Below are 20,975 nucleotides of genomic sequence, written 5' to 3' on the forward strand. Positions count from 1 at the left end.
TTACGCCTCGGGCTGCAGCAACCAGGGATCGTTCTGCACACGCAGCATCACGGCCATCCGGTTTTGCGCGTTGAGCTTGGCCAGCACGGCGGAGACATGGTGTTCCACTGTACGGGGCGACCGGCCGAGGGTTTCTGAAATCTCACGGTTGGAACAACCGCGCGCGAGCAGGCGCAGAACTTCCTGCTCCCGTTTGGTGAGACCGAGCGGATGGTCCCGCGCCGCACTGTAGGCGCCGCGCCGGGGACGCGGCAGGCGGCTGGTGACGCCCAGCTCGGAGGCGCGGCGCCGGGCGTAAGCGGCGGCGGCCTCTGCGCCCATCGCCTGCAACTGGCCGACCGTTTCCCCAAGCTCAGCCTCATCATCGCTCTGCAGGCCGACCAGCGCCGCCGCATAAGGCATCGACAGCGCGCGCCAGGCGGCGGCAGCCGCCTCCATCTCTCCGTCGAGTTCCAACCGGAAAGGCTCCGGCAGGCTGCCCACGTCCACGCCTTCCGCCTCCCGCCCAAGGCGTTTTGCCCAGACGGCACGCTCACCAATGTTCCAGGGATGGCGATCCCCATCGGAGAGCGCAAACAGGGCGTCCAGATGTTCGATAGCGAGGGCACGATGGCCCGTCAGCCAGGCATGTTCGATCAGGGTAAGGCGCGCCGGCACGATATGCTGCAGCTCATCTGTTGCCATCGCATCGGCATAGGCCTGCTCCATCAGGGCTGCCGCATCCGGCGCTGCCATCCGCATCGCCGCGCGCGCCTGCACCAGAAGGGCCGGCAGGCGTACCACCAGCGTCAGCTTCTCGCGCGCCGTAACGGCGCCGGCGATGGTGGCGGCGTCGCCAAGGCGCCCCTGCTCCATCCGCAGCAGGGCGAGGCGGCCCGTCAGATAATAGGTCCAGGCGTCGAGATCATGCTCGACATCATAGGCAATGCCAGCCGCGATGATCTCTTCAGCGAGCGCAAAGTGGCGAAACTCCACGGCATATTCGGCGAAGTTCGTATAGGCGCGGGCAGCGTGCTCATGCAGGTTGTTGGCGAGGGAGACAGCGAGGCTCTCGCGCAGCAGCGCCTCCCCCTCCCTCCGCCCCCGGAAGATCAGGGCCGTGCCAATATTGTTCAGCGCATGGGCGCGCAGTTCGGGGTTTGGAAAATCCGCCTCCAGCGCCAGCGCGCGCTCGCCCCAATGCACTGCCTCCTCCATCTGATCGTTCAGCATGTGCAGCTGCGCCCGCAGCGAGTAAGCCATCGCCTGCTCTGCCGAAGGCGGAATGCTTTCCAGCACACGGATGGCCTGATCGGCATAGCGGGCAGCCTCTGGCGCCTCGCCGCGATACCAGTGCATGCGCGAGAGCCAGCGGAGATTTTCACCCACCTTGTCCTGCCGCCCCAACAGCCGCCACAGGGTGATGGCGTGGCGCCGCGCGTCCAGCACTTCATCGTCGATCCGGGCGGCCAGCGCGCTTTCATAGGCCCATCGCTCATGCAGCAGGGCGGCGGTTTCCGGCTCCGCCTCGTCCACAAACCGCAGCGCCGTGCCCAGATGCCCGGCTGCCTCCCGGTGAGCGCCGTTGGCGGCGGCGCGACTGGCCGCTTCCGGCGCAATGGCAAGCACGGCGCCCGCGTTCAGCGCGCCGGCAGCATGGTGCACCATCTGGTCCAGCGGCGCGGTGGCTTCCATCCCGCGCAAGGCTTCAAGGATACGCGCATGATGGGCGCGGCGCAGCTTCGCCGGAATACGCTCCAGCGTGGCGATACGGGCGATCTCGTGCCGGAAGCGGAAGTCTCCGGCGGCTGAGGCCTGCAGGATGCCGCCCGCAGTCAGGTCCTGCGCCATGGCGAGCGCCTCCTCGCCGCCCAGATGCCGAAGCAGCGCGGCGGGAACGGCCGCGGGGATGACACTGATCAGCTCAAGGAGTTCCAGCGCCCCGCCGGGCAACTGCCCCTGCCGCACGGTGACCGCCTCACGCACCGAACCGGGTAGCTTTTCCGCCCCTGTCTGGCCAGCGGCCAGCATCTCAGTCACACGGAAGGGGTTACCCTGCGATTTCTGGTACAGCCAATCGCCGGGCAGACCGGCCTTTCGCGCCAGAACGCTGACAGCCTTGGGGCTGAGTGCACGCAACGGCACCGAATGAAGAACGCCGCTGGGCAACTCGTCCAGCCCTCGCGCAAGCGGATGCTGCGCATCGACCTCATCATCCCGGTAGGTCAGCACCAGCAATAGCGGCAGAAAGGCGATGCGCCGCCCAAGAAAACGCAGAAGGTCCAGCGTCGCATGGTCAGCCCAGTGCACATCTTCCCAAACCATCAGCATGGGGCCGTTTCCGCGGCTGATCGCGTCAAGGATGGCATTGAAAAGTTGCGGCCGGTCGCTGCCTTCCAGCAGCGCCTGCACTTCGGGGCCAAGCGTGCCGCTCATATCCCGCACCGGCCCGAGGGGGCGCGGCGTATAAAGGGCATCGCACCCGCCGGATGCGGCGCGCCAGCCTTCGGGCAGGCGGCTCAGCAAGCGTTGGATCAGGCTGCTTTTGCCAATGCCCGCTTCGCCGCAAATCTGAACGGCAGCGCCCTGCCCCCGGCCGGCTGCCTCGATCAGCGCCGCCAGCTGGCCCAATTCCTTTTCCCGCTCGATCAGCACCGATCTGCTCCCACGCGCGCGCCGCCCCCTCCCGAGCCGCGCTGGCGGGAGCAAGCTTAACGGCTCGATCCGCCTCGAAAAGGCAAAAAATAGGTATGGAACCGCAAAAATTGGGTAGCTTCACGGAAGCGAGCGCTTTTCAGATTCACTAGCTTGCATGCTGCGAGTGTGGGGGACGCACGCGCATATCACAAGGGACAGGCGTTGCTCTCTCTGCCTGTCCCTTTTTCTTTTCTGAATAAAAACAACGCCTAACCAGAGATCCGGGCATTCATGAATGAGGCCCGTTCGCCAACAGGCGCGCGCGGCAATTCGATCAGGGCATATCCCAGCTCGCGATAGGTGCTCACCATCGCCTCATAGGTGCGCTCGGCTGTCTCCAGATCCTGCCGCCGCTCTGCATCCTGGACAAAAATCTCCGGCCAGGGCGGCGCGATGAAAACGGACGGGTTGTAGCGGAACGCCTGCGCGGCGCGGGAAATGTGCGCCGGCACACCCAGCCCTTCCAGCCTCAGATAGCCCACAATATCGGGCAGGCCCCGATCAAACAGAACCGGCCCGGACAGGCTGGCGGCGGCCTCATAGGACCGCAGTTCCCAGGCCAGCATCTGCTCGGCAAACAGCGCCCGGTCGCGCCAGGGCAAGGCCTGCCCGTCAATCTGGCTCTGCATGCGGATGATGCTGCGGCCCGCTTCCGGCATCACGGCGATGCCCTGCCCGCCAAGATGACCAAGCAGCGTGGTCTTCCCTGCGCCGGGGCCGCCGGTGAGGATGTAGCGGTTTGTCTTTTCCTGCGGCATGACAAGTCTCCGGACACCGGATTGCAGGCCCTGCCTGCACCGTTACTGGCCTGCACGCGGCAGGCACATCAATTGAGAAGACCCCGTGGCCAGCAGATACCCCTGCGCATCCCGGATCTCTCCATCCGTCGCCATCAGGCCGGCTTCGGTAATCGGGGCGCGCACGCGCATATGCAGCCAGTCTGCATGATGGGAAGGGCGTAGAAACCGATAGTGATAGTCAATATTCGGCGCCACCCAGGGTGACGGGTTGTCTTTCGGATGGGCCGGATACTGAGCGAGCCAGCCGAATGTGTCGAGCAGCAGCAGGATACGGGCGCTGTCCACGAAGGCGCTGTCGGCGCGTGCCTTTGGTGAGAAGCGGAAAAAGCCGGTCAGCTCTGGATCGCGAGGCGCCTCACCCTCGTTCGGCATTCCCTTTAGCGGGCGGTGACCAAACCGCTGAAAGAAAGGATGCTCGCGCTGATCGGGGTAGAGCTCCTCAAGCGTCGGAAGGTGTTCCGGATCGGGCAAGCCTTCCAACCGGGTCACATCATGGACGAGGCCGGGAACACTTTCGGGCACGGCCCAAACCATTGACGTCAGCAGCGTCTTTCCGTCCTGCCGGAGATCAACGCGCAGAAGTTCGCTGCGTCGGCCGGACCGAAGGCTTTCAACATGCAGCTCGGCGGGGGCGAACCGGCCAGGCCTCAGGAAATGACAGGTCATGCTGGCGGGGCGAGGAAACGCCGTAGCCTCTCCGGCGGCGCGCAGGGCAAGGGCGGCAATATAGCCGCCTGCTGGCCCCCAGAGGCTCCAGTCCTCGCGCAGGGGCGCGGTCCAGTCATACTCCGACACTCTTTCAAGCCGGGTTGCCAGCTCAAAATCATCTACCTCGGTCATCACAATGCTCCCTCCGATCTTCTTCTGTCGGACGCAGACATTAGCAACCAGAGGAAGAAAAAGAACACCCGCCATCTGGCGGGTGCTCAATCAAACTTCATGACCTGATATTGCGAACCGGGAGGTTCAAACCGTCCACTCGCTCAGCGCAGCGTCGATCATGCTGATGGCGTCGCGAACCTGCGTGTCATCGATGATCAGCGGCGGCGCGAGGCGCAGCACATTGTTGCCGGCAACGCCCGCGAGAAGGCCGCCTTCGCGGCAGAGCGTCTGCATGGATTTCGGGTCGGCCTTCAGGCGCAGGCCCGTCAGCAGGCCCTTGCCGGTAACCGCTTCCACCTTGTCCGGATGGCTGTCTGCCAGGCTCTTGAGGCCCTGGGCCAGCGTGCCGGAAACCCGGCGCACATTGGCGAGGAAGTCCTCGTTCGAGATGACATCCCAGACGACATTGCCAACGGCCATGGCCAGCGGGTTGCCGCCATAGGTCGAGCCATGGCTGCCCGGCTGCATCGGTTCGCCGACAGCTTCGGTCATCAGGCACGCGCCGAACGGGAAGCCGCCGCCGATGCCCTTGGCGGCGGCGAGAATGTCCGGCTCCACACCGTTCACCCACTGGTACGCCCAGAGCTTGCCGGTGCGGCCCATGCCGGACTGGACTTCATCGAAGATCAGGAGGATGCCGTGCTCGTCGCACAGCTTGCGCATGGCAAGCAGCTCGTCCTCCGGAACGGCGCGCACGCCGCCCTCGCCCTGCACGGGCTCGATCAGGATCGCCGCCGCTGTCGGCGCCGAGGCAGCCGCCTTCAAGGCATCGGTGTCGCCCCATTCCAGATGCACGAAGCCGGGGAGTTTCGGGCCGAAGCCTTCCAGGTATTTCGGGTTGCCGCCGGCATTGATCGCCCCGATCGAGCGGCCATGGAAGGCGCCCGTGAAAGTGATGATGTCGATCCGGTCGGCCTTGCCATTGGCCCAGTGATACTTGCGCGCCGCCTTGATGGCGCACTCGATCGCCTCGGTGCCGGAGTTGGTGAAGAACACCCGGTCAGCGAAGGTATCGCGGCAGATCTTGTCGGCCAGTTCCTCCTGCCCCTTCACGCGGAACATGTTGGAGGTGTGCCAGAGCTTGCCGGCCTGGTCGCGCAGCGCCTCAATCATGGCGGGATGGGCATGTCCCAGCGCGTTCACGGCGATGCCGGCGATGAAGTCCAGGTAACGTCGCCCGTCCTCGGTAAACAGGTACGCGCCTTCGCCCTGCACGAACACTTCCTCCGGCGGGCGGTAAACGGGAAGTATGTGCTGGCGGGGATCTTCCATCGGTAATCTCCTCTGACGTCTGGGAATGTATCCGGCTTTTTAAGGCGCCACGCATGAGGCCGGGGGGACGCCAAGTCAACACAGAGCTCTGGATTACAGGGATTTAATCGAAAAACGATAATTATGCTTGACGTTTATCGATAAGTGTATATTGTTATTCATGAAGACGGGAACAGCAGCGCGGTGAAAACGCCCTCGACTCCCCCTGAACCATCGCGTTCGCTGGTCCCGGTCTTCAATCCCGGAAATTCTCTCAACTCATCCGGAAATTAAAAAGAGGCGCAGTTCCGTCCCCGGATACTGCGCCTCTCCACCGTTTGCAGCGTTTCCTCCCAGAAACTTGCCTACCCATACGGCAACGATTTCGCGGATGTGTCAAGAATGTGTCCAAAATATTTTTAAAGGGGGCGTTTTGTCCCTGTGCGGGGCTGACGCATCAGGGTCTCCAGGATCGCGTTCGCCTCTGCGCTCCAGGGCGCGGTGACCGAGCGCGTGAGCGAGGCCTCGCTTTTCAGGATAACCCCGTCATCGAGCACCTTGAGCCCATTGGCCCGCAGGGTGGCGCCGGTGGTCGTGATGTCCACGATCACGTCTGCGCTGCCTGTGGCAGGAGCTGCCTCAGTGGCCCCGGCGCTTTCCACAAGGCGGTATTCCCCGACGGATTTCTGGGCGAAATAGCGCCGCGTGATGCGCAGATATTTGGTGGCAACGCGCAGGCGACGGCCATGCGCCTTGCGGAAGGCGGCGCCGGCGGCCTCCAGATCGGCCATCGTATCGACATCGAACCAGGCCTGCGGCACGGCGACGACGACATCGGCCCCGCCAAAGCCGAGCTGTTTGAGCACTTCGAAATCTGACGGACCTTCCGGGGCCAGATCATGCAACAGGTCCTCGCCGGTCACGCCCAGATGCAGAACGCCGTCGATGAGGCCCTGCGCAATCTCCCGCGCCGACAGCAGCCGCACTTCGGCGTCGATGCCTTCGATTTCGGCTGTGTAGCCGCGCTCGCCACCGATCTGGCGAACAGTGTGGCCGATGCCAGCGAGCCAGTCCTCGGTCTGTTCCTTCAGGCGTCCCTTGGAAGGGATCGCAATCGTGATCCGGCTCATTCCCCTACCCTCCGCACGCGCACCATCCTGTCGGGACGCACAACCCCGCCGACACCCGTGGCCGACGCCCGGCCTGCCGAAAGCCCAGCCAGCAGGCCATCATAGCGCCCGCCGGCGGCAACGGGCTGGGTTTCCGCCAGGCCCAGCGCCATGATCTCGAACACGAAGCCGTCATAATAGGTAAAGCGGCGGCCAAAGCCGGTGCGGAAGCGCGCCGTCTTTTCTGCCTGCGGCACGCGGGCGAGGATCGCCTCTGCGCGCGCACCGAAGGCGGCAATAGCCGCGCCCGCACCAGAAAGGCCGTGGGCGCTGGCAATCTCCGACAGGGCTGCGGCTGCGGAAACGAGCGGCACATCCACCTCGCGCAGGGCGAGCAGTGTATCGCGCGCGACCTGCGTCAGGCCGCCCGCCTCGATGGCGGCGCGGCGGGCTTCAAGGCCCTCGACGATTTCAGCAACGCTGCGGGCACCGGCGAGCGGGATGTTCCGTGCCGTGAGTACGTCTCCCAGCGCGGCCTCCGGGTCGGCTGCGTCCAGCGCGCGGGCGACATCTGTGTCGAGCGGGCGGGCGGCGGCATCGAGCACGGCGCGCACGCCGCCCTCCTGCCGGAAGGCGCGCTTCAAGAGGTCCGTCGTCACCCCCGGCAGGCCGAGCGCATCAATGAAGGCAGGAAAGATCGTGAGGTCGCCCATGACGATGCCGCTTGGCTGCACGCCGCAGGCTTCGACCGCGCGGTGCACCAGCGCGAAAAGGTCCGCGTCCGCTGCCGGGCCGGCCTCATAGCCAAAGCGCTCAAGGCCAACCTGCGTGAACTCCAGCTGATCGTCCGGCGCCACGGGAATGCGGAAGGCGCGGGCCGCGTAGGTGTAGGTTTTCGGCGATGCCTCACCCGCCTCGCGGCGGGCCGCTTCGCGCTGCGCCACCGGCAACGTCAGGTCCGGCCGCATTGCCATTTCGGCGCCGCGATAGTCCTGAAACACGCAGAGCCGCGCGCGGACGGCTTCGCCGGAAAGCTCCAGCGGAATGTCCGCCGGCAGAACATAATCGGGATCAATCGGCGCGCCGCCCGCTGCCTCGAAGACAGCGCGGGCGACCGCCACCAGGGCATCCTGTTTCATCGCTGGGCCTCGACGATGCGGCGCACGGCCTCAACCATTTCACTGCGCGGCACTTCGATCTGGCCGGGGCGGGCTTCGCGGTATTCCTCATTGGAGGAAATCGCCTTGGCCTTCTCCGCGCCGATCTCGAGATCCTTGATCGTGACGGTGCCCTTCTCGATCTCGTCGCCGCCGACGATGACGACAGCGGGAGATGACCGGCGGTCGGCATATTTCATCTGCGGGCGCATGCCGGAGGCGCCCATATAGGCTTCAGCCCGGATGCCGCCGCGGCGCAGCTCTGCTGCGATGCCGAGCGCGAGGCCCGGATTGTCCTTGTCCAGATTGAGCACGACAACCGGCCCGTCGAGCTTACCGCCCTCCCCCAGGATGGCGAGCGCGGCGGCGAGGCGCGAGATGCCGATGGAGAAGCCAGTGGCGGGCACGGTTTCTCCGGTAAAGCGCGCGACGAGATCGTCATATCGCCCGCCCCCACCGATGGAGCCGATGCGATAGGTTTTGCCGTCTTCACCGGTCACTTCTCGCAGCAGCTCGGCCTCGAAGACCGGGCCGGTGTAATATTCCAATCCTCTGACGACGGAGGGGTCGATCTTTACATCGTCCTCTGGCGCGCCGAGCGCTTCCAGCGCCAGGGCGATGGCTTCGAGTTCGGCAAGGCCGGCCTTGCCTTCTTCGGTGCTGCCGGTTGCCTTGGCGAGATTGGCGAGCGTCATGGCGCGCGTCTCGGCGCCTGCCTCGGCAAAGGCGAGCACGCGCTTGACCTCTTCAGCGCCGAGGCCCGCGCCCTTGGTGAAGTCGCCGCTTTCATCCTTGCGGCCTGCGCCCAGGAGGTCTGCCACGCCGGAAATGCCCAGCCGGTCGAGCTTGTCGAGCGCGCGCAGGATGGCGAGGCGGGTGTCTGCCGAAGATGCCCCGACGCCGTCGAGCACGCCGTTCAGCAGGCGGCGCGTGTTGACGCGGATGACAAACTCGCCGGGTTGCATGCCGAGCGCGCGCAGCGCTTCGGCGCCCATGGCGATCATCTCAGCATCGGCATGCAGGCCGGGCGCGCCGACCGTATCGGCGTCGCACTGCCAGAATTCGCGGAACCGGCCAGGGCCCGGCTTCTCATTGCGCCAGACCGGGCCAGCAGCGTAGCGGCGGAACGGGCGGCCAAGCCCCTGCCCCTGCTCGGCCACGAACCGGGCGAGCGGCGCAGTCAGGTCATAGCGCAGGGCCATCCATTGCTCGTCATCATCCTGCAGGGAAAAGACGCCGGCATTCGGGCGGTCGGAATCGGGCAGGAACTTGCCGAGCGCGTCGGCATATTCAAAGGCGCCGGTGTCGAGTGCTTCAAAGCCCCATTGGCGATAGACGCTGGTGACCGTCTCCACGAGCTTTGCCTGGGCATGGATCAGCCCTTCGCGCTTGTCGGGAAAGCCGCGCGGCTTGCGGGCCAGATCCTTGCCCGTGAGGGGCGCCGTGGAGGGCTGGGCGTCTTTCTTGCTCATGGTCTCTTCAGGTCCTGTGTTCCGGCTGGCTCCGCATAAACCCGGGCAGCCCGATTGGAAAGGCGATGCAAAGGCGCAGGCGCGGCCCGGTTCGGCTCCCACCTCTTCTGCTTCGGTTCTTCCTGGAAGGAACACTTGTCAGAGGCGCAGCCGGACCCGATCGCGCCTCTCCGGCGCTTCACGCGTGATGATGATGGTGGTGCGGCTTCGTGTTCATTGCCCGCGCCGATACGCAGCCAGGCAGGGAAAGTCAAGAAAGCCTCCAGATTTGCCCGCTTGCCTTGGCGGCAGGTTCTGCCAAACGACGGGGCATGACAGATGCTGCCACCCCTCCCAGCCTGAAAGACCTCGCCGGGGCGGGATTCCGCATCGGGTGTCTGGGGTTTGGCGGCCCAGCCGGGCAGATCGCGCTGATGCACCGCGTGTTCGTGGAGGAAAAACGCTGGATCAGCGAAGCTGAATACCTGCACGCCCTTAACTACTGCATGCTGCTTCCCGGCCCGGAAGCACAGCAATTGGCGACCTATGCCGGATGGCGCCTGCGGGGCGTGGCCGGGGGCATCATCGCCGGGCTCCTCTTCGTGGTGCCGGGCGCGCTGATCGTCTTCGCGCTCACCTGGCTTTACGCCGCCTGGGGCACGCTGCCGCTGGTCGCCGCGCTGTTCTATGGCGTCAAAGCCGCCGTGATCGGGTTCATTGCCGAGGCGCTGGTGAAAGTAGGCCGCCGCGCGCTCAAAGGCCCGCAGGATATTGCCCTGGCGCTGGCCGCCTTCCTGGCGCTGTTCCTGTTTCAGCTGCCCTTCCCCCTGGTGATCGCGGCAGCCGCCGCCATCGGCATTGCGCGCAGCCTGTCACTGCCGCCGCTTCCTGCGGCGCCTTCACCCGCGCCCGCCGCCCGCCCTCCTGCGCGCCGCGCGCTGTCAGCAGCGGCAGGCTGGGGCGCGGTCTGGCTTGCGCCGCTGGCCGCCGCGTTTTTGCTGCTGGGGCCAGACCATGTGCTGACCCGTGTTGGCTTTTTCTTTTCCAAGCTCGCCGTGCTGACCTTTGGCGGGGCCTACACCGTGCTGGCGTACCTGCAGCAGCAGGCGGTGGACGCCGAAGGCTGGCTAACCGCCCCGCAGATGATCGACGGCCTCGGCCTTGCCGAAACGACGCCGGGGCCGCTGGTGCTGGTCAACCAGTTCGTCGGCTTCATGGCAGGCTGGCAGGCAGAACATGGCGGCCTGATGTTGGCAGCTGCCGCCGCGCTGATGGCCAGCTGGTGTACGTTTGCGCCCTCTTTCGTCTGGATTTTTGCCGGGGCGCCGTTTTCCGAGAACCTGCGGCGCAGCCCTCTTGCCGCCGGCGCGCTGCAGGCGGTGACAGCGGCCGTGTTCGGCATCATTGCCAAGGTGGCGCTGGTGTTTGCTGCGGCGATCCTCTTTCAGGCGAGCCTGAAGCTCGCCCTGCCCGGCGGCGGACTGGTCACGCTGCCGGATATCGCAAGGCCGGACTTCCTGGCGATCGGCATCGCGGCGGCGGCCACAATCGCGCTGATCCGTTTCAGGACAAATATCGTTCTGGTCGTTGCCGGATGCGCGCTGGCGGGGCTGGCGAGCCTCTGGCTCTGAGGCTGCGCGCTTGACCTTCTGCGGGGGTAATTTACTTTAGGGGCTGTCAGTCGGTCCCGGGCCCCTCTGGCGTCTGCGGCGGCAGGCGTGATGTCGGAACCATGAAGCAACAGCGCGGACGCGGCGCACTGCTTTGACGGCAAACTAATCCCATGCCCGATTTCCTGTCCGTGGAATATGCGGCGCAGCCCTTATGGCTGTGGGCTGCATTCCTCTCCCTTATCTGTTTCCTGCTCTGGGTCGATCTCGGCCTGCTCAACAAGAAAGACGAAGTCGTCTCCCCGAAGAAAAGCGCCATCATGTGGGCCTGCTTTGCTTCGCTCGCGGTGGCCTTCGGTTTCTATATCTATTTCGGTTACCAGCCCGACCCGCAATTCTACAATGATCCGGAAAACCTGAACCAGCAGGCAGCGGTCCAGTTTGCCACCGGATACCTGCTCGAAACTGCGCTTGCCTTCGACAACATCTTTGTCATCGGACTCGTCTTCACTTTCTTTGCCGTGCCGCGCGAATACCAGCACAGGGTGCTTTTCTGGGGTATTCTCGGCGCGATCGTCTTCCGCGGCATCTTCATTTCGCTCGGCGCAGCGGTGGTCAACGAGTTCACCTGGGTGCTCTATATCTTCGCGGCTTTCCTGCTCTACACCGGCGCCAAGATGCTGCTTTCAGGGAATGGCGACGATGACGAGGAAGAACTCGACCTTGAGAAAAACCCGATCTTCCGTTTCCTGAAGAAACGCCTGCGCCTGACCGAAGAGATCACCAACCATAATTTCGTGGTGACCAAGCCAGACCCGGTGACGGGCAAGCTCACCCGCTATGCCACGCCGCTCCTGCTGGCGCTGCTGATGGTGGAGACGGTGGACATCATCTTCGCTGTGGACTCGGTGCCGGCGATCTTTGCGGTCACCCGCGATCCCTTCATTGTCTACACCTCGAACATCTTCGCCATCCTTGGCCTGCGCTCGATGTATTTCATGCTGTCGGCAGCTGTCGAACGGTTCAAATACCTCAAGTTCGGCCTCGCCGCCGTGCTGGTGCTGATCGGCATCAAGATCTTCTGGAACTTCCTGCTCTACAAGGAATTCCACCTTGTGCCCTATCTGGAGGCACACTGGTCGCTGATGCTCACGGTCACGCTGCTCGGCGGGTCCATCCTGTTCTCGCTCTGGAAGACCAGCGGCGAGCACAAGACGCAGGATAGCTGAGCCGAAAGGGACCCTTCGTCAGGCGCCCGCGGTGGTCCTGACGAAGGGTTTGCCTTCTTCCCGGCGCGGGATCACCTTGAAGATGCCGGTGCCGCGCATCAGCAGCTTGTCACCGGTCCAGATCCGCCCCTCGACGGTGAACACATCGTCCTGCCGGCCCACGATCTTTCCCTTGCCCTCGACAAAGCTGCCGACCGGCGCGCCGGAGAGGAAATCGCACATCAGGCGGACGGTCACCCACCAGGTGTCATCGTCCTTCTCCACCGCCGCGCCCCAGGCCATATCGGCAAAGGTCATCAGCATGCCGCCATGGGCATTCATCATGCCGTTGGTGTGGTATTCCTCCACGCGGAAAGCGCGCATCAGCGTACCCTCGTCGCGCTTCTCGAACAGCGGCCCGATCTGGCGGCCAAAGCCGCGATGCCAGGCAAGCTGGGTGTAGCCAGGCGGCAGTTCGGTGGTCTGATAGCGGTTGAAATCGTCTGTCATGGTGACAGCGCCATAGCCTCGGCCATGCAAGGTGGGCAAGTCCTGCCTTGAAATTGCCGTAACGTTCCCCGAACGATTTTCTTCATGATGCGCGTGGTGGCTGCTCTCATTCTCCTTTCCGGCTGCTCTGCCCTGCTGGCAGATGCCGAGCCGCGCGCCCGCGAAAGCACCCTTGCCAGCGCCGCTGTGCTGGCCGCGCAGCAGCCGCTGGACGCCTGCGGCGGACGCGACGTGCTTGACAGCATTGTGCCCGACGGGCCTTTCCTGCAGGCCTGCAAGTTTCACGATGCCTGCTACCGCTCCGGCGCGCTCGATCAGGGCCGCTGCGATGCCGATTTCCTGGCCGACATGCGCGGCGCCTGCGATACCGAATACCCCGCCACCTCAGCCACCGCCGCCAACATGGCGTGCCGGGTCGCGGCCGCGACTTACTACAAGGCCGTGAACTCGCGCTTCGGCTCGATGCTCTATCCGGGCGGCAAGACGGAGGGGACAATCAGGCGGGCCAGCCAGCGCCTTATCGGCAAGAGCGCGGCGCCCCATCTGGAAGCCTGCGCCGACGTGACCAACACGGCCAACCGCAAGCTGCGCTATTACCTCACCCTGCATGACGCCAAAGGCCAGTGGATCGCCACAGCGCCCGCCATGAAGTCCGCCCCGCTGCAACCGGGCGAAACCACCCGGCTCTGCGCCGGCACCGGCCTGTCCTGGTTCCGCAACGCCGGGAATATCGGCCCGGCCTATGCCCTGACGCTGAAGGCGGACGATCCTTCCACCCTCAACCCCTTCGGCGACCTTGTAAGCCTCGACCGGATAGATTGCGATACCGCGACAGGCGCCTGCCACCGCGTGGCGCCATAGCGTCTCAGATCTCAACCATGTCGAAATCGGATTTCGGCGTGCCGCAGAGCGGGCAGATCCAATCTTCCGGAATATCCGCCCACCGCGTACCGGGGGCGAGGCCTTCATTCGGGTCGCCCTCCTTCTCGTCATATATGTAGCCGCAGGTGCGGCACTGCCAGGTCTTGTAACTCTCGCTCATGTCGTCTGCCCCTCCTCCAGAGGCCGCGCAGCCAGCCGCGCTTTCAGGGATGCGATGAGCCCGTCGCGCACGGGCCCCGCATCAAATTCCGGGTCAACAAGGGCCTGCATCCGCATGCCCAGCAGCGAGCAGCCTGTCAGCAGCGCCTCTGCATCCGCATTCACATCGCCGCGCACATGGCCACTCTGCTGGCCACGCTCGATGAAGTTGCGGATCAGCGCCCGCTCGATCTCATGGGAGTCGCGGAAAGCCCCGCGCGTTTCCAGCCTGTCGGCAACAGCGGCGGCCAGCAGCATGAAATAGGTGTCGGCCTCTTCGGCCCCGCGCAGCGACTCGCAATGCAGGTGCACGAAGGCACACAGCGCCGTCAGGCCGTCCATGTCGGAAACCTTCGCCTCATCGAGCGCCTCGCCCTGCCATTCATGGAGGTGGGTGATCAATGCCCGGATCAGCCCCTCCTTTGAGCCGAACCTCTGGGTCACCAGCCCACGCGAGAAGCCGGCCTCCCGGCCGATGGCATCGAAGGTGGCCGCCGAAACGCCCTGCCCCGCGACCACGCGCACAGCCGCGCCCAGCAGCTCGCGCTCGGACCGGTCCCGCCGCTCAGCCTGCGTAAGGCGCCGCGCCGGGGCGTCTTCGCCCGCTGCAGCCTCGCCGCCCGCCTTTGTGCCCGCGCTGGTCCCTGTGTCAGACATTCGCACCCCTTAACATGTTTGTTGGCTGTATAGCAAGTTTGTGGTAGTCAGTTCGCAACCGGGATCGCGGCGCCCGCCAGCGACGCATATCCGGCAAAAGGGAGGAATCAGGAACCATGGCCATACCGGAACAGATTGCGCGCGATATTGTCGACCCCAAAGCCTATGCAGACTGGAAACGGTCTCATGACGCGTTTGCCTGGCTGCGCAAGAATGCGCCGCTCGATGTGGCCCAGCTCGACGGGTTCGATCCCTTCTGGGTGGTCACCCGCCATGCCGACATCCTGAATGTCGAGCGCCAGAACGACCTCTTCCACAATGAGGATCGCTCCGCGACGCTGACCAATATCGAAACCGACAAGAAAGTGCGCGAGATGATGGGCGGCTCGCCCAATCTTCTGCGCTCGCTGGTCCAGATGGATAACCCAGACCACATGCAGTACCGGCGCCTGACGCAGGCCTGGTTCATGCCGCAGAACCTGCGCAAGCTGGAAGACCGGATCCGCGAGATCGCCCGCGGCTTCATCGACAAGATGGCCGCCAAAGGCACCGAGTGCGACTTTGCCCGCGATGTGGCCTTCCTCTATCCGCTGCATGTCATCATGGAAGTGCTTGGCGTGCCGGAAATCGACGAGCCGCGCATGTTGAAGCTGACGCAGGAACTGTTCGGCGCGCAAGACCCCGAAGTGAACCGTTCAGGCAAGGAGGTTTCCGACACCGATACCGGCCTCGCCAACATCCAGGCCACCGTGGCAGACTTCTTCTCCTACTTCGTGGAAATGACCGAGGATCGCCGCCGCAATCCGCGCGACGATGTGGCGAGCGTGATTGCCAATGGCGCTGTCTATGGCCAGCCGCTCGGTCATCTGGAGGCCATGTCCTACTACATCATCGCCGCGACAGCCGGCCATGACACGACCTCCAACACAACCGCCGGCGCGCTGTGGGCGCTGGCAGAAAATCAGGACCAGTTCCGTAAGCTGAAAGATGACCTGTCGCTGATCCCGTCGATGGTGGAAGAGTCGATCCGCTGGGAAACCCCAGTAAAACACTTCATGCGCACAGCCACCGCAGACACAGAAGTCGCGGGCAAACAGATCAAGAAGAATGACTGGCTGTTCCTGGCCTACCCGTCGGGCAACCGCGACGAAGACGTGTTCGAGGATCCCTATTCCTTCAAGATCGACCGCTCCCCGAACAAACATGTCGCCTTCGGCTATGGCGCGCATGTCTGCCTCGGCCAGCACCTTGCGCGGATGGAGATGCGCGTCCTGTGGGAAGAATTGCTGCCCCGCCTGAAATCGGTGGAACTCAACGGCACCCCGACCCGCGTGCAGGCAAACTTCGTCAGCGGCCCGAAATCCGTCCCGATCCGCTTCCAGATGAGTTGAACCCCGCCCTATCCAACCCCCACATACCCTCCCTGCGTCATCCCGGAAATCGCGGAAGCGATTATCCGGGACCCAGAATCCTTCGAAGTTCAAAGCCTCACCCTCCCGAAGCTCATGGTGAGCGAAGTCGAACTATAGAGCGGGCTGGCCAGACTTATCCGGCGGGCAATAGCGCGGCGGGCGAAGCGCCCACACCGCACACACTTTTTCCTCAGGCGCCGCGGTGCCCGCCGCGCAGGCTCCACCTATTGAGCCATCCAAACTGCCCCACCCCCGGATGGCACCGCCAGTCCGGCCAAAGACGATCCGAACCCCTCCAGGCCGGGATCGGCACCGAGCCGTTCAGGAAAGCCCCGCGCGCTCCAGCGCCTCGCTCTGCCGCGCGGCCACGGCCTCGACCGAGAAGCCCTCAAGGCTCTCCTCGAACAGCTGGTGGAAATTGAGTTCCGCGCCGAGGCGCAGATAGGCGGCGCCAAGCCCGATGGCGGCGCGGTCCATGAACACGAATTCGCGCGGGATCTTCACCGGCCCCTTCTCCTTCAGCAGCTGGCGCACGCGGAAGGCTTCCTTGCGGCCATATTCACCGGGCGAGACGCCATCGGCCACAGTGCGCACCCGGTCGTCGATGATCGGCCCATAGATGAAGCGCGCCCAGACATTCAGCACCTCGGCAAGCTCACGCGAAAGGTTCTGGAAGCCCCATGCCTCATAGGCGGCATAGGCAGCGTCAAAATCATCGTGCAGCATCGCCCGGTAAAGATCGACGACACCGGCAACGAAGCGCGGCGGGAAGATGCGGATACAGCCGAAGTCGAGCAGGTTGATCCCCTCTCCCCCATCGGTCACCTGATAATTGCCAAGGTGTGGATCGCCATGGATCACGGCATAGGAGTTCATCGGCGCCCACCAGGTCCAGAACAGCATTTCGGCAATGCGATTGCGGGTCTCCTGCGGCGCGCCTTCAAAGGCGCCGAGGCGTTCGCCCTCCAGCCAGGTCATGGTGATCAGACGCCCGGTCGAAAGATCCTCGACCGGCGCCGGGCATGTCACGAACGGCTTGTCCGCCAGCATATCCCGGTAGAGGCGCATGTGTCTGGCCTCGCGGCCATAATCGAGTTCCTCGCGCAGCCGGTCCGTAATCTCCTCGACCATCTCGTCGGCATCAATCGAGCCATCCATGCGCTTGAACAAGCCCAGCAGGGTGCGCAGCTGGCCGATATCGGACTCCACTGCGCTCGCCATGTCGGGATATTGCAGCTTGCAGGCAACCTTGCGGCCATCATGCAGGGTGGCCGCGTGGACCTGCCCCAGAGAGGCTGCGTGGGAGGCTTCCTTGCCGAAATCGGCAAACTTCGCCTCCCAGTCGGCGCCCAGCTCTGCCCGCATCCGGCGTTTGACGAAGGGCCAGCCCATCGCGGGGGCTTCTGCCTGCAGCTTGGCGAATTCCTCGGCATATTGCGGGGGCAACAGGTCGGGCACCGTGGAGACCATCTGCGCCACCTTCATCAGCGGCCCCTTGGACTTGCCGAGCGCGGCAGCCATCGCCCTGGCGATGCGCTCGTCGCCCTTGTCGCCGCCAAACAGCGAATGGGCCGCAAAGGTCAGCCCCGCGCCGGAGAGGTTCGCTCCTACTTTCGCCGTCCGGGCCAGACGGCCAGACAGGCGGTTGCGCTCAGGGTCGGACGTGTCGGAAGGCGGAGGGCTCATGCCTGAAAGATATAGGCCGCTGGCGGGGGCTTGGACAGGTTCGGCAGCGCCGGGGTGACAAAGTGTTCACGCTGGCGTATAGCCCGCCCCGAGTTTGCCACAATTGCTGAGGCCCCGCCCTGCACCATTGCCGCCCGTTTTCCTGACCCGGCCCACCCCGTCAGACTGATGCGAGCCCGCAGCGCCCCTGTAGATACAGATACAAACGACAGTGGCGCCCCCATCCGGCGCCCGCCCCTCCCTCTAAGGACTCCCCATGGCCTACCAGACCCTGATTACCGAAGTGAACGCCGAAGACGGCTATGCCGTCATCCAGATGAATCGCCCCGACACGCTCAACGCGCTCAGCGAGGAGATGATGGGCGAGCTGACCCAGGCGTTCGACCGGTTTGAAGCTGACGACCAGATCCTCTGCGTGATCCTGACTGGATCGAAGCGCGCCTTCTCCGGCGGCGCGGATGTGAAGGAAATTGCCGCCAAGACCTTCCCCCAGTCCTATTATGAGGACTTCATCACCCGGAACTGGGAGCGGGCAGCCCGCGCCCGCAAACCGGTCATCGCGGCTGTTGGCGGCTATGCCATTGGCGGGGGCTGCGAGCTGGCCATGATGTGCGACATCATCCTGGCGGCGGATAATGCGCGTTTTGGACAGCCGGAGATCCGTCTGGGCGTGATGCCCGGCGCTGGGGCCACACAACGCCTCACCCGCGCCATCGGCAAGTCGAAGGCCATGGAACTCTGCCTCACGGGGCGCATGATGGAGGCCGAAGAGGCTGAACGCTGCGGCCTGGTGAGCCGGATTGTCCCGGCTGACGAACTGCTGGCCGAAGCCAAGACCCTTGCAGCCACCGTTGCCGCCATGCCCCGCGCGGCCGCCATGATGACCAAGGAGGCCATCAACGCGGCCTTCGAAACCCCGCTTTCTCAAGGCATTCAGTTCGAAAGACGCCTGTTCCACTCGCTTTTTGCCACCGATGACCAGAAAGAAGGCATGAAAGCCTATCTGGAGAAACGCTCGGCCCATTTCCGGGATCGCTGAAACCGCCCGCCAAAAAGGCTGCTTTTCCGTCACGATGGCGGTTGACGCCACAGGGCCGTTTATGTATCTCCGCGCCTTCTGCCCGAGGGAGATCCCGCCGGGCGCCAGGAGTTTGTTATGGCGAATACCCGCTCAGCCAAGAAAATGGTGCGCAAGATCGCTGCGCGCACGGATGTGAACAAAGCCCGCCGCTCGCGCGTGCGCACCTATGTTCGCAAGGTCGAAGAAGCGATCGCATCCGGCGACAAGTCGGCCGCTCAGGAAGCCCTGAAAGCTGCCCAGCCGGAAATCATGCGCTCCGTGACCAAAGGCGTTACGCACAAGAACACCGCTTCCCGCAAGGTTTCGCGCCTTTCGGCCCGCGTGAAGGCAATGGCATAAGCCTTTGACCTTGGCCCGCTGCCGGCCTTCGAAAGGCAGCTGAAAAGATAGCCCGCCAGGTTGTTCGCCCGGCGGGTTTTTCTTTTCCACGGCGCCGTTTTTCCTCGAGGCGCCGTTCCGCCAAAATTGCAACTCGCATCCGTTAGACTGACCCAGGAAACCGGTTGGTCTTACGGTAACAGAAGGCGTTGCCCAGCTATGTCGCACCCTTGCCAGACAAGCCTCAAAAAAAATGTATTCCACAGGCTAAATCCAGCCCTCCGTATTGACAGAACAGACGCGAACAAAAGTAAGCAAGTAATCACTCCAAACTTTTTTCACCTGTTCAATCAGATGAATTCCTGTCAATTTTTTTTGAGGGGAATGGGTGTCAACACGGGAAATGCGCCCGTCTTAAAAAAGTTGCACTTGCCAGAAAATTCCCCTCGGAATAACCTCCACAGACCAACCAATTTAGTCCCGGTACAGAGTATTTTTGTGTTTCAGGCGGGGGCCTGCCGGGGCGCGTCGTGTAAGGGTTGGGATGAGCGATCATAAAGAGAAACGGGGCTCGGTGATGGACCGAAACGGAATGACTGTCTCTCCTCTAGAACTGGAGGGGTCCGTAGACAGCGACGCATTTGAAACTACTGGCCAAAGGATCTGGGAGAACGTCCGTTCTGTCCTGCAGGACAAAATGGCGGAAACCGAGTTCAGCCGCTGGATCGAGGACCTGCGCCTCGTTGCCGAACACAATGGCGCCATGATTCTGGCGGCGCGCGACCTTCTGGCGTTTGACCGCGTCAGCAGCCAGCATCTGCGCGTTATCGAGAAGCTGTGGGCCTCCGGCGATCCGCTGGAACGACCGCTGAAACTGATCTGTTGGCGGAACGCCCCGGCGGACCTGCGCGATCTGGTTGACGACCCGTGGGCCGTCGTGGAAACAGCCCCGGCAGCTGAACCGCAGGCGCCTGTCGCCTCGTCGGGCGCTGGCCCGGTCATGACCTTCGACTCGCTGGTCACCGGCCCGTCCAACGATATTGCCGTGACGCTGGCGAAGCGTATTGCCGCAGGCCTTCCGGCCGGTACGGCGACGACGCTGATCTATGGGCCACCGGGCACCGGCAAGACGCATCTCATGCAGGCTCTTCGTCAGGAAGCTGCCCGCCGGGATACGGGGCGCCGGATTGTCTATCTGACAGCTGAGGAATTCATGTCCGCATATCTGGACGGGGTTAAGGCACGCGACACCAGCGATCTGAAGAAGCGCCTGCGCGCCGCTTCGATCCTGCTGATCGACGACCTGCACCGCATCGCCGGCAAGCCCGGCACGGAAGCCGAGCTCTATCAGAACATTCGCGAAGTCACCTCCAATGGCGGCCAGGTGGTTCTGGTCGGCGACTCTGCCCCTGGCGAAGCCAACGGTTTCGGCCAGCGGATGCGCAGCGAGATCAAGGGCGCGACCGCCGTCGAGGTTGAGCTGCCCGACACCGGCATGCGCCGCGAAATCCTGCAGCGTCTCTCGGCTCATATCGCCGAAAACCACCCGGCTTTCGTGCTGACCGAAGAGATGATGCAGCGCCTCAACACCGGTATCCGCGGCCCTGGCCGCGAGCTGACCGGCGCCGTCTGGAGTCTCTACACCGAGGCCGGCTTTGGCGAGCGCGCCCCGACGATGGAAATGCTCGAGCGCATCATCCGCCGTCATGCCGGCGAGCAGAAGGAGCCGTCGATCGAGGTGATCAAACGGGCGACATTGAAAGTCTTCCCGATTGCCAAGACCGACCTGGAAGGTCCGAGCAAGATGCGCGGCTTCGTCTATCCGCGTCAGATCGCCATGTATCTATGCCGGACAATGACGCGGAAATCCTTCCCGCAGATCGGTCGCGCCTTCGGCAAACGCGATCACACCACCGTGCTTTACGCTTTCCGCCGCATAGAAGGCGAGCTCGGCAAGGATCAGGATCTGGCGGCGGACATCGCCCGCGTTCAGGCTGTGGTCCATGAGCTGATGGAAAGCGGTCAGGCCTGAGGCAATCTCAGTCGCTGAACGAAGCGAACGCTTGGCTTTTGCTTCAACTTCGTTA

At 64.0% G+C, this 20,975-nt stretch carries 18 protein-coding genes; 7 read left to right on the forward strand and 11 right to left on the reverse strand.

The window, feature by feature from the left end; genetic code table 11:
• The 7 genes from K1X12_RS00930 to hisS all read right to left on the reverse strand — a co-directional run bounded on the left by K1X12_RS00930 (position 1) and on the right by hisS (position 9,347).
• Positions 1-2,634, reverse strand: a complete 2,634-nt coding sequence (locus K1X12_RS00930; RefSeq protein ID WP_220985767.1) for an ATP-binding protein — start codon at positions 2,632-2,634, stop codon at positions 1-3.
• 251 nt (positions 2,635-2,885) lie between these two features.
• A complete protein-coding gene (locus tag K1X12_RS00935) occupies positions 2,886-3,434 on the reverse strand; it encodes an AAA family ATPase (RefSeq protein WP_220985768.1) in 549 nt (182 codons plus the stop codon).
• A 42-nt stretch (positions 3,435-3,476) separates the two neighbouring features.
• Entirely contained in the window at positions 3,477-4,316 is an 840-nt protein-coding gene (locus K1X12_RS00940) for a thioesterase family protein (protein WP_220985769.1), read from the reverse strand.
• 126 nt (positions 4,317-4,442) lie between these two features.
• On the reverse strand, positions 4,443-5,630 hold the full coding sequence (locus tag K1X12_RS00945; protein WP_220985770.1) for an aspartate aminotransferase family protein: 1,188 nt from the start codon (positions 5,628-5,630) through the stop codon (positions 4,443-4,445).
• A 398-nt stretch (positions 5,631-6,028) separates the two neighbouring features.
• Positions 6,029-6,739, reverse strand: a complete 711-nt coding sequence (hisG, locus tag K1X12_RS00950) for an ATP phosphoribosyltransferase (protein ID WP_220985771.1) — start codon at positions 6,737-6,739, stop codon at positions 6,029-6,031.
• Positions 6,736-7,857, reverse strand: a complete 1,122-nt coding sequence (locus tag K1X12_RS00955) for an ATP phosphoribosyltransferase regulatory subunit (protein WP_220985772.1) — start codon at positions 7,855-7,857, stop codon at positions 6,736-6,738. The genes hisG and K1X12_RS00955 overlap by 4 nt, the downstream gene beginning before the upstream one ends.
• Positions 7,854-9,347, reverse strand: a complete 1,494-nt coding sequence (gene hisS / locus K1X12_RS00960) for a histidine--tRNA ligase (RefSeq protein WP_220985773.1) — start codon at positions 9,345-9,347, stop codon at positions 7,854-7,856. Before hisS ends, K1X12_RS00955 begins: the two co-directional genes overlap by 4 nt.
• Before the next feature lie 311 nt (positions 9,348-9,658).
• On the opposite strand from hisS, the gene chrA reads away from it, so the two are divergent.
• Both chrA and K1X12_RS00970 read left to right on the forward strand, forming a co-directional pair.
• Positions 9,659-10,957 (forward strand): chromate efflux transporter, encoded by a 1,299-nt coding sequence (gene chrA / locus K1X12_RS00965; RefSeq protein WP_220985774.1) that lies wholly within the window; start codon positions 9,659-9,661, stop codon positions 10,955-10,957.
• A 152-nt stretch (positions 10,958-11,109) separates the two neighbouring features.
• Complete coding sequence (locus K1X12_RS00970) at positions 11,110-12,165, forward strand: TerC family protein (protein WP_220985775.1); 1,056 nt, start codon at positions 11,110-11,112, stop codon at positions 12,163-12,165.
• Positions 12,166-12,183: 18 nt separating this feature from the next.
• Here K1X12_RS00970 and K1X12_RS00975 read toward each other — a convergent pair whose 3' ends face one another.
• Positions 12,184-12,654 (reverse strand): PaaI family thioesterase, encoded by a 471-nt coding sequence (locus K1X12_RS00975; protein WP_220985776.1) that lies wholly within the window; start codon positions 12,652-12,654, stop codon positions 12,184-12,186.
• A 96-nt stretch (positions 12,655-12,750) separates the two neighbouring features.
• Here K1X12_RS00975 and K1X12_RS00980 point away from each other — a divergent pair, with 96 nt between their 5' ends.
• Entirely contained in the window at positions 12,751-13,515 is a 765-nt protein-coding gene (locus K1X12_RS00980) for a phospholipase A2 family protein (RefSeq protein WP_220985777.1), read from the forward strand.
• Positions 13,516-13,519: 4 nt separating this feature from the next.
• Here the strand turns inward: K1X12_RS00980 and K1X12_RS00985 are convergent, their stop codons facing one another.
• The gene (locus tag K1X12_RS00985; RefSeq protein WP_220985778.1) at positions 13,520-13,696 is read right to left on the reverse strand and encodes a rubredoxin; all 177 of its coding nucleotides are present in this window, start codon (positions 13,694-13,696) and stop codon (positions 13,520-13,522) included.
• Positions 13,693-14,391, reverse strand: coding sequence for a TetR/AcrR family transcriptional regulator (locus tag K1X12_RS00990; protein WP_220985779.1), 699 nt, complete (start codon positions 14,389-14,391; stop codon positions 13,693-13,695). Before K1X12_RS00990 ends, K1X12_RS00985 begins: the two co-directional genes overlap by 4 nt.
• 116 nt (positions 14,392-14,507) lie before the next feature.
• On the opposite strand from K1X12_RS00990, the gene K1X12_RS00995 reads away from it, so the two are divergent.
• Complete coding sequence (locus tag K1X12_RS00995; protein ID WP_220985780.1) at positions 14,508-15,782, forward strand: cytochrome P450; 1,275 nt, start codon at positions 14,508-14,510, stop codon at positions 15,780-15,782.
• Positions 15,783-16,124: 342 nt separating this feature from the next.
• Here K1X12_RS00995 and K1X12_RS01000 read toward each other — a convergent pair whose 3' ends face one another.
• On the reverse strand, positions 16,125-17,489 hold the full coding sequence (locus K1X12_RS01000; RefSeq protein ID WP_220985781.1) for an ABC1 kinase family protein: 1,365 nt from the start codon (positions 17,487-17,489) through the stop codon (positions 16,125-16,127).
• A gap of 256 nt (positions 17,490-17,745) precedes the next feature.
• Here K1X12_RS01000 and K1X12_RS01005 point away from each other — a divergent pair, with 256 nt between their 5' ends.
• The 3 genes from K1X12_RS01005 to K1X12_RS01015 all read left to right on the forward strand — a co-directional run bounded on the left by K1X12_RS01005 (position 17,746) and on the right by K1X12_RS01015 (position 20,920).
• The gene (locus K1X12_RS01005) at positions 17,746-18,528 is read left to right on the forward strand and encodes an enoyl-CoA hydratase-related protein (RefSeq protein ID WP_220985782.1); all 783 of its coding nucleotides are present in this window, start codon (positions 17,746-17,748) and stop codon (positions 18,526-18,528) included.
• 117 nt (positions 18,529-18,645) lie between these two features.
• Positions 18,646-18,909 carry a 30S ribosomal protein S20 gene (rpsT, locus tag K1X12_RS01010; RefSeq protein WP_220985783.1) on the forward strand — a complete coding sequence of 88 codons (264 nt, stop codon included), beginning with the start codon at positions 18,646-18,648 and terminating at the stop codon, positions 18,907-18,909.
• Between the two features lie 523 nt (positions 18,910-19,432).
• Positions 19,433-20,920, forward strand: a complete 1,488-nt coding sequence (locus tag K1X12_RS01015) for a chromosomal replication initiator protein DnaA (RefSeq protein WP_220985784.1) — start codon at positions 19,433-19,435, stop codon at positions 20,918-20,920.
• The last annotated feature ends 55 nt before the right edge of the window (positions 20,921-20,975 follow it).

This window comes from Hyphomonas sediminis (assembly GCF_019679475.1).
GTDB classification, from domain to species: domain Bacteria; phylum Pseudomonadota; class Alphaproteobacteria; order Caulobacterales; family Hyphomonadaceae; genus Hyphomonas; species Hyphomonas sediminis.

Excerpts from the sequence above, each read along its gene's own strand:
- K1X12_RS01000 (WP_220985781.1), bottom strand. The coding sequence starts at position 17,489 with ATGAGCCCTCCGCCTTCCGACACGTCCGACCCTGAGCGCAACCGCCTG.
- hisG (WP_220985771.1), bottom strand. The coding sequence starts at position 6,739 with ATGAGCCGGATCACGATTGCGATCCCTTCCAAGGGACGCCTGAAGGAA.
- K1X12_RS00935 (WP_220985768.1), bottom strand. The coding sequence starts at position 3,434 with ATGCCGCAGGAAAAGACAAACCGCTACATCCTCACCGGCGGCCCCGGC.
- rpsT (WP_220985783.1), top strand. The coding sequence starts at position 18,646 with ATGGCGAATACCCGCTCAGCCAAGAAAATGGTGCGCAAGATCGCTGCG.
- K1X12_RS00945 (WP_220985770.1), bottom strand. The coding sequence starts at position 5,630 with ATGGAAGATCCCCGCCAGCACATACTTCCCGTTTACCGCCCGCCGGAG.
- K1X12_RS00995 (WP_220985780.1), top strand. The coding sequence starts at position 14,508 with ATGGCCATACCGGAACAGATTGCGCGCGATATTGTCGACCCCAAAGCC.
- K1X12_RS01005 (WP_220985782.1), top strand. The coding sequence starts at position 17,746 with ATGGCCTACCAGACCCTGATTACCGAAGTGAACGCCGAAGACGGCTAT.
- K1X12_RS00985 (WP_220985778.1), bottom strand. The coding sequence starts at position 13,696 with ATGAGCGAGAGTTACAAGACCTGGCAGTGCCGCACCTGCGGCTACATA.
- chrA (WP_220985774.1), top strand. The coding sequence starts at position 9,659 with ATGACAGATGCTGCCACCCCTCCCAGCCTGAAAGACCTCGCCGGGGCG.
- K1X12_RS00940 (WP_220985769.1), bottom strand. The coding sequence starts at position 4,316 with ATGACCGAGGTAGATGATTTTGAGCTGGCAACCCGGCTTGAAAGAGTG.
- K1X12_RS00975 (WP_220985776.1), bottom strand. The coding sequence starts at position 12,654 with ATGACAGACGATTTCAACCGCTATCAGACCACCGAACTGCCGCCTGGC.
- K1X12_RS01015 (WP_220985784.1), top strand. The coding sequence starts at position 19,433 with ATGAGCGATCATAAAGAGAAACGGGGCTCGGTGATGGACCGAAACGGA.
- K1X12_RS00990 (WP_220985779.1), bottom strand. The coding sequence starts at position 14,391 with ATGTCTGACACAGGGACCAGCGCGGGCACAAAGGCGGGCGGCGAGGCT.
- hisS (WP_220985773.1), bottom strand. The coding sequence starts at position 9,347 with ATGAGCAAGAAAGACGCCCAGCCCTCCACGGCGCCCCTCACGGGCAAG.
- K1X12_RS00955 (WP_220985772.1), bottom strand. The coding sequence starts at position 7,857 with ATGAAACAGGATGCCCTGGTGGCGGTCGCCCGCGCTGTCTTCGAGGCA.
- K1X12_RS00970 (WP_220985775.1), top strand. The coding sequence starts at position 11,110 with ATGCCCGATTTCCTGTCCGTGGAATATGCGGCGCAGCCCTTATGGCTG.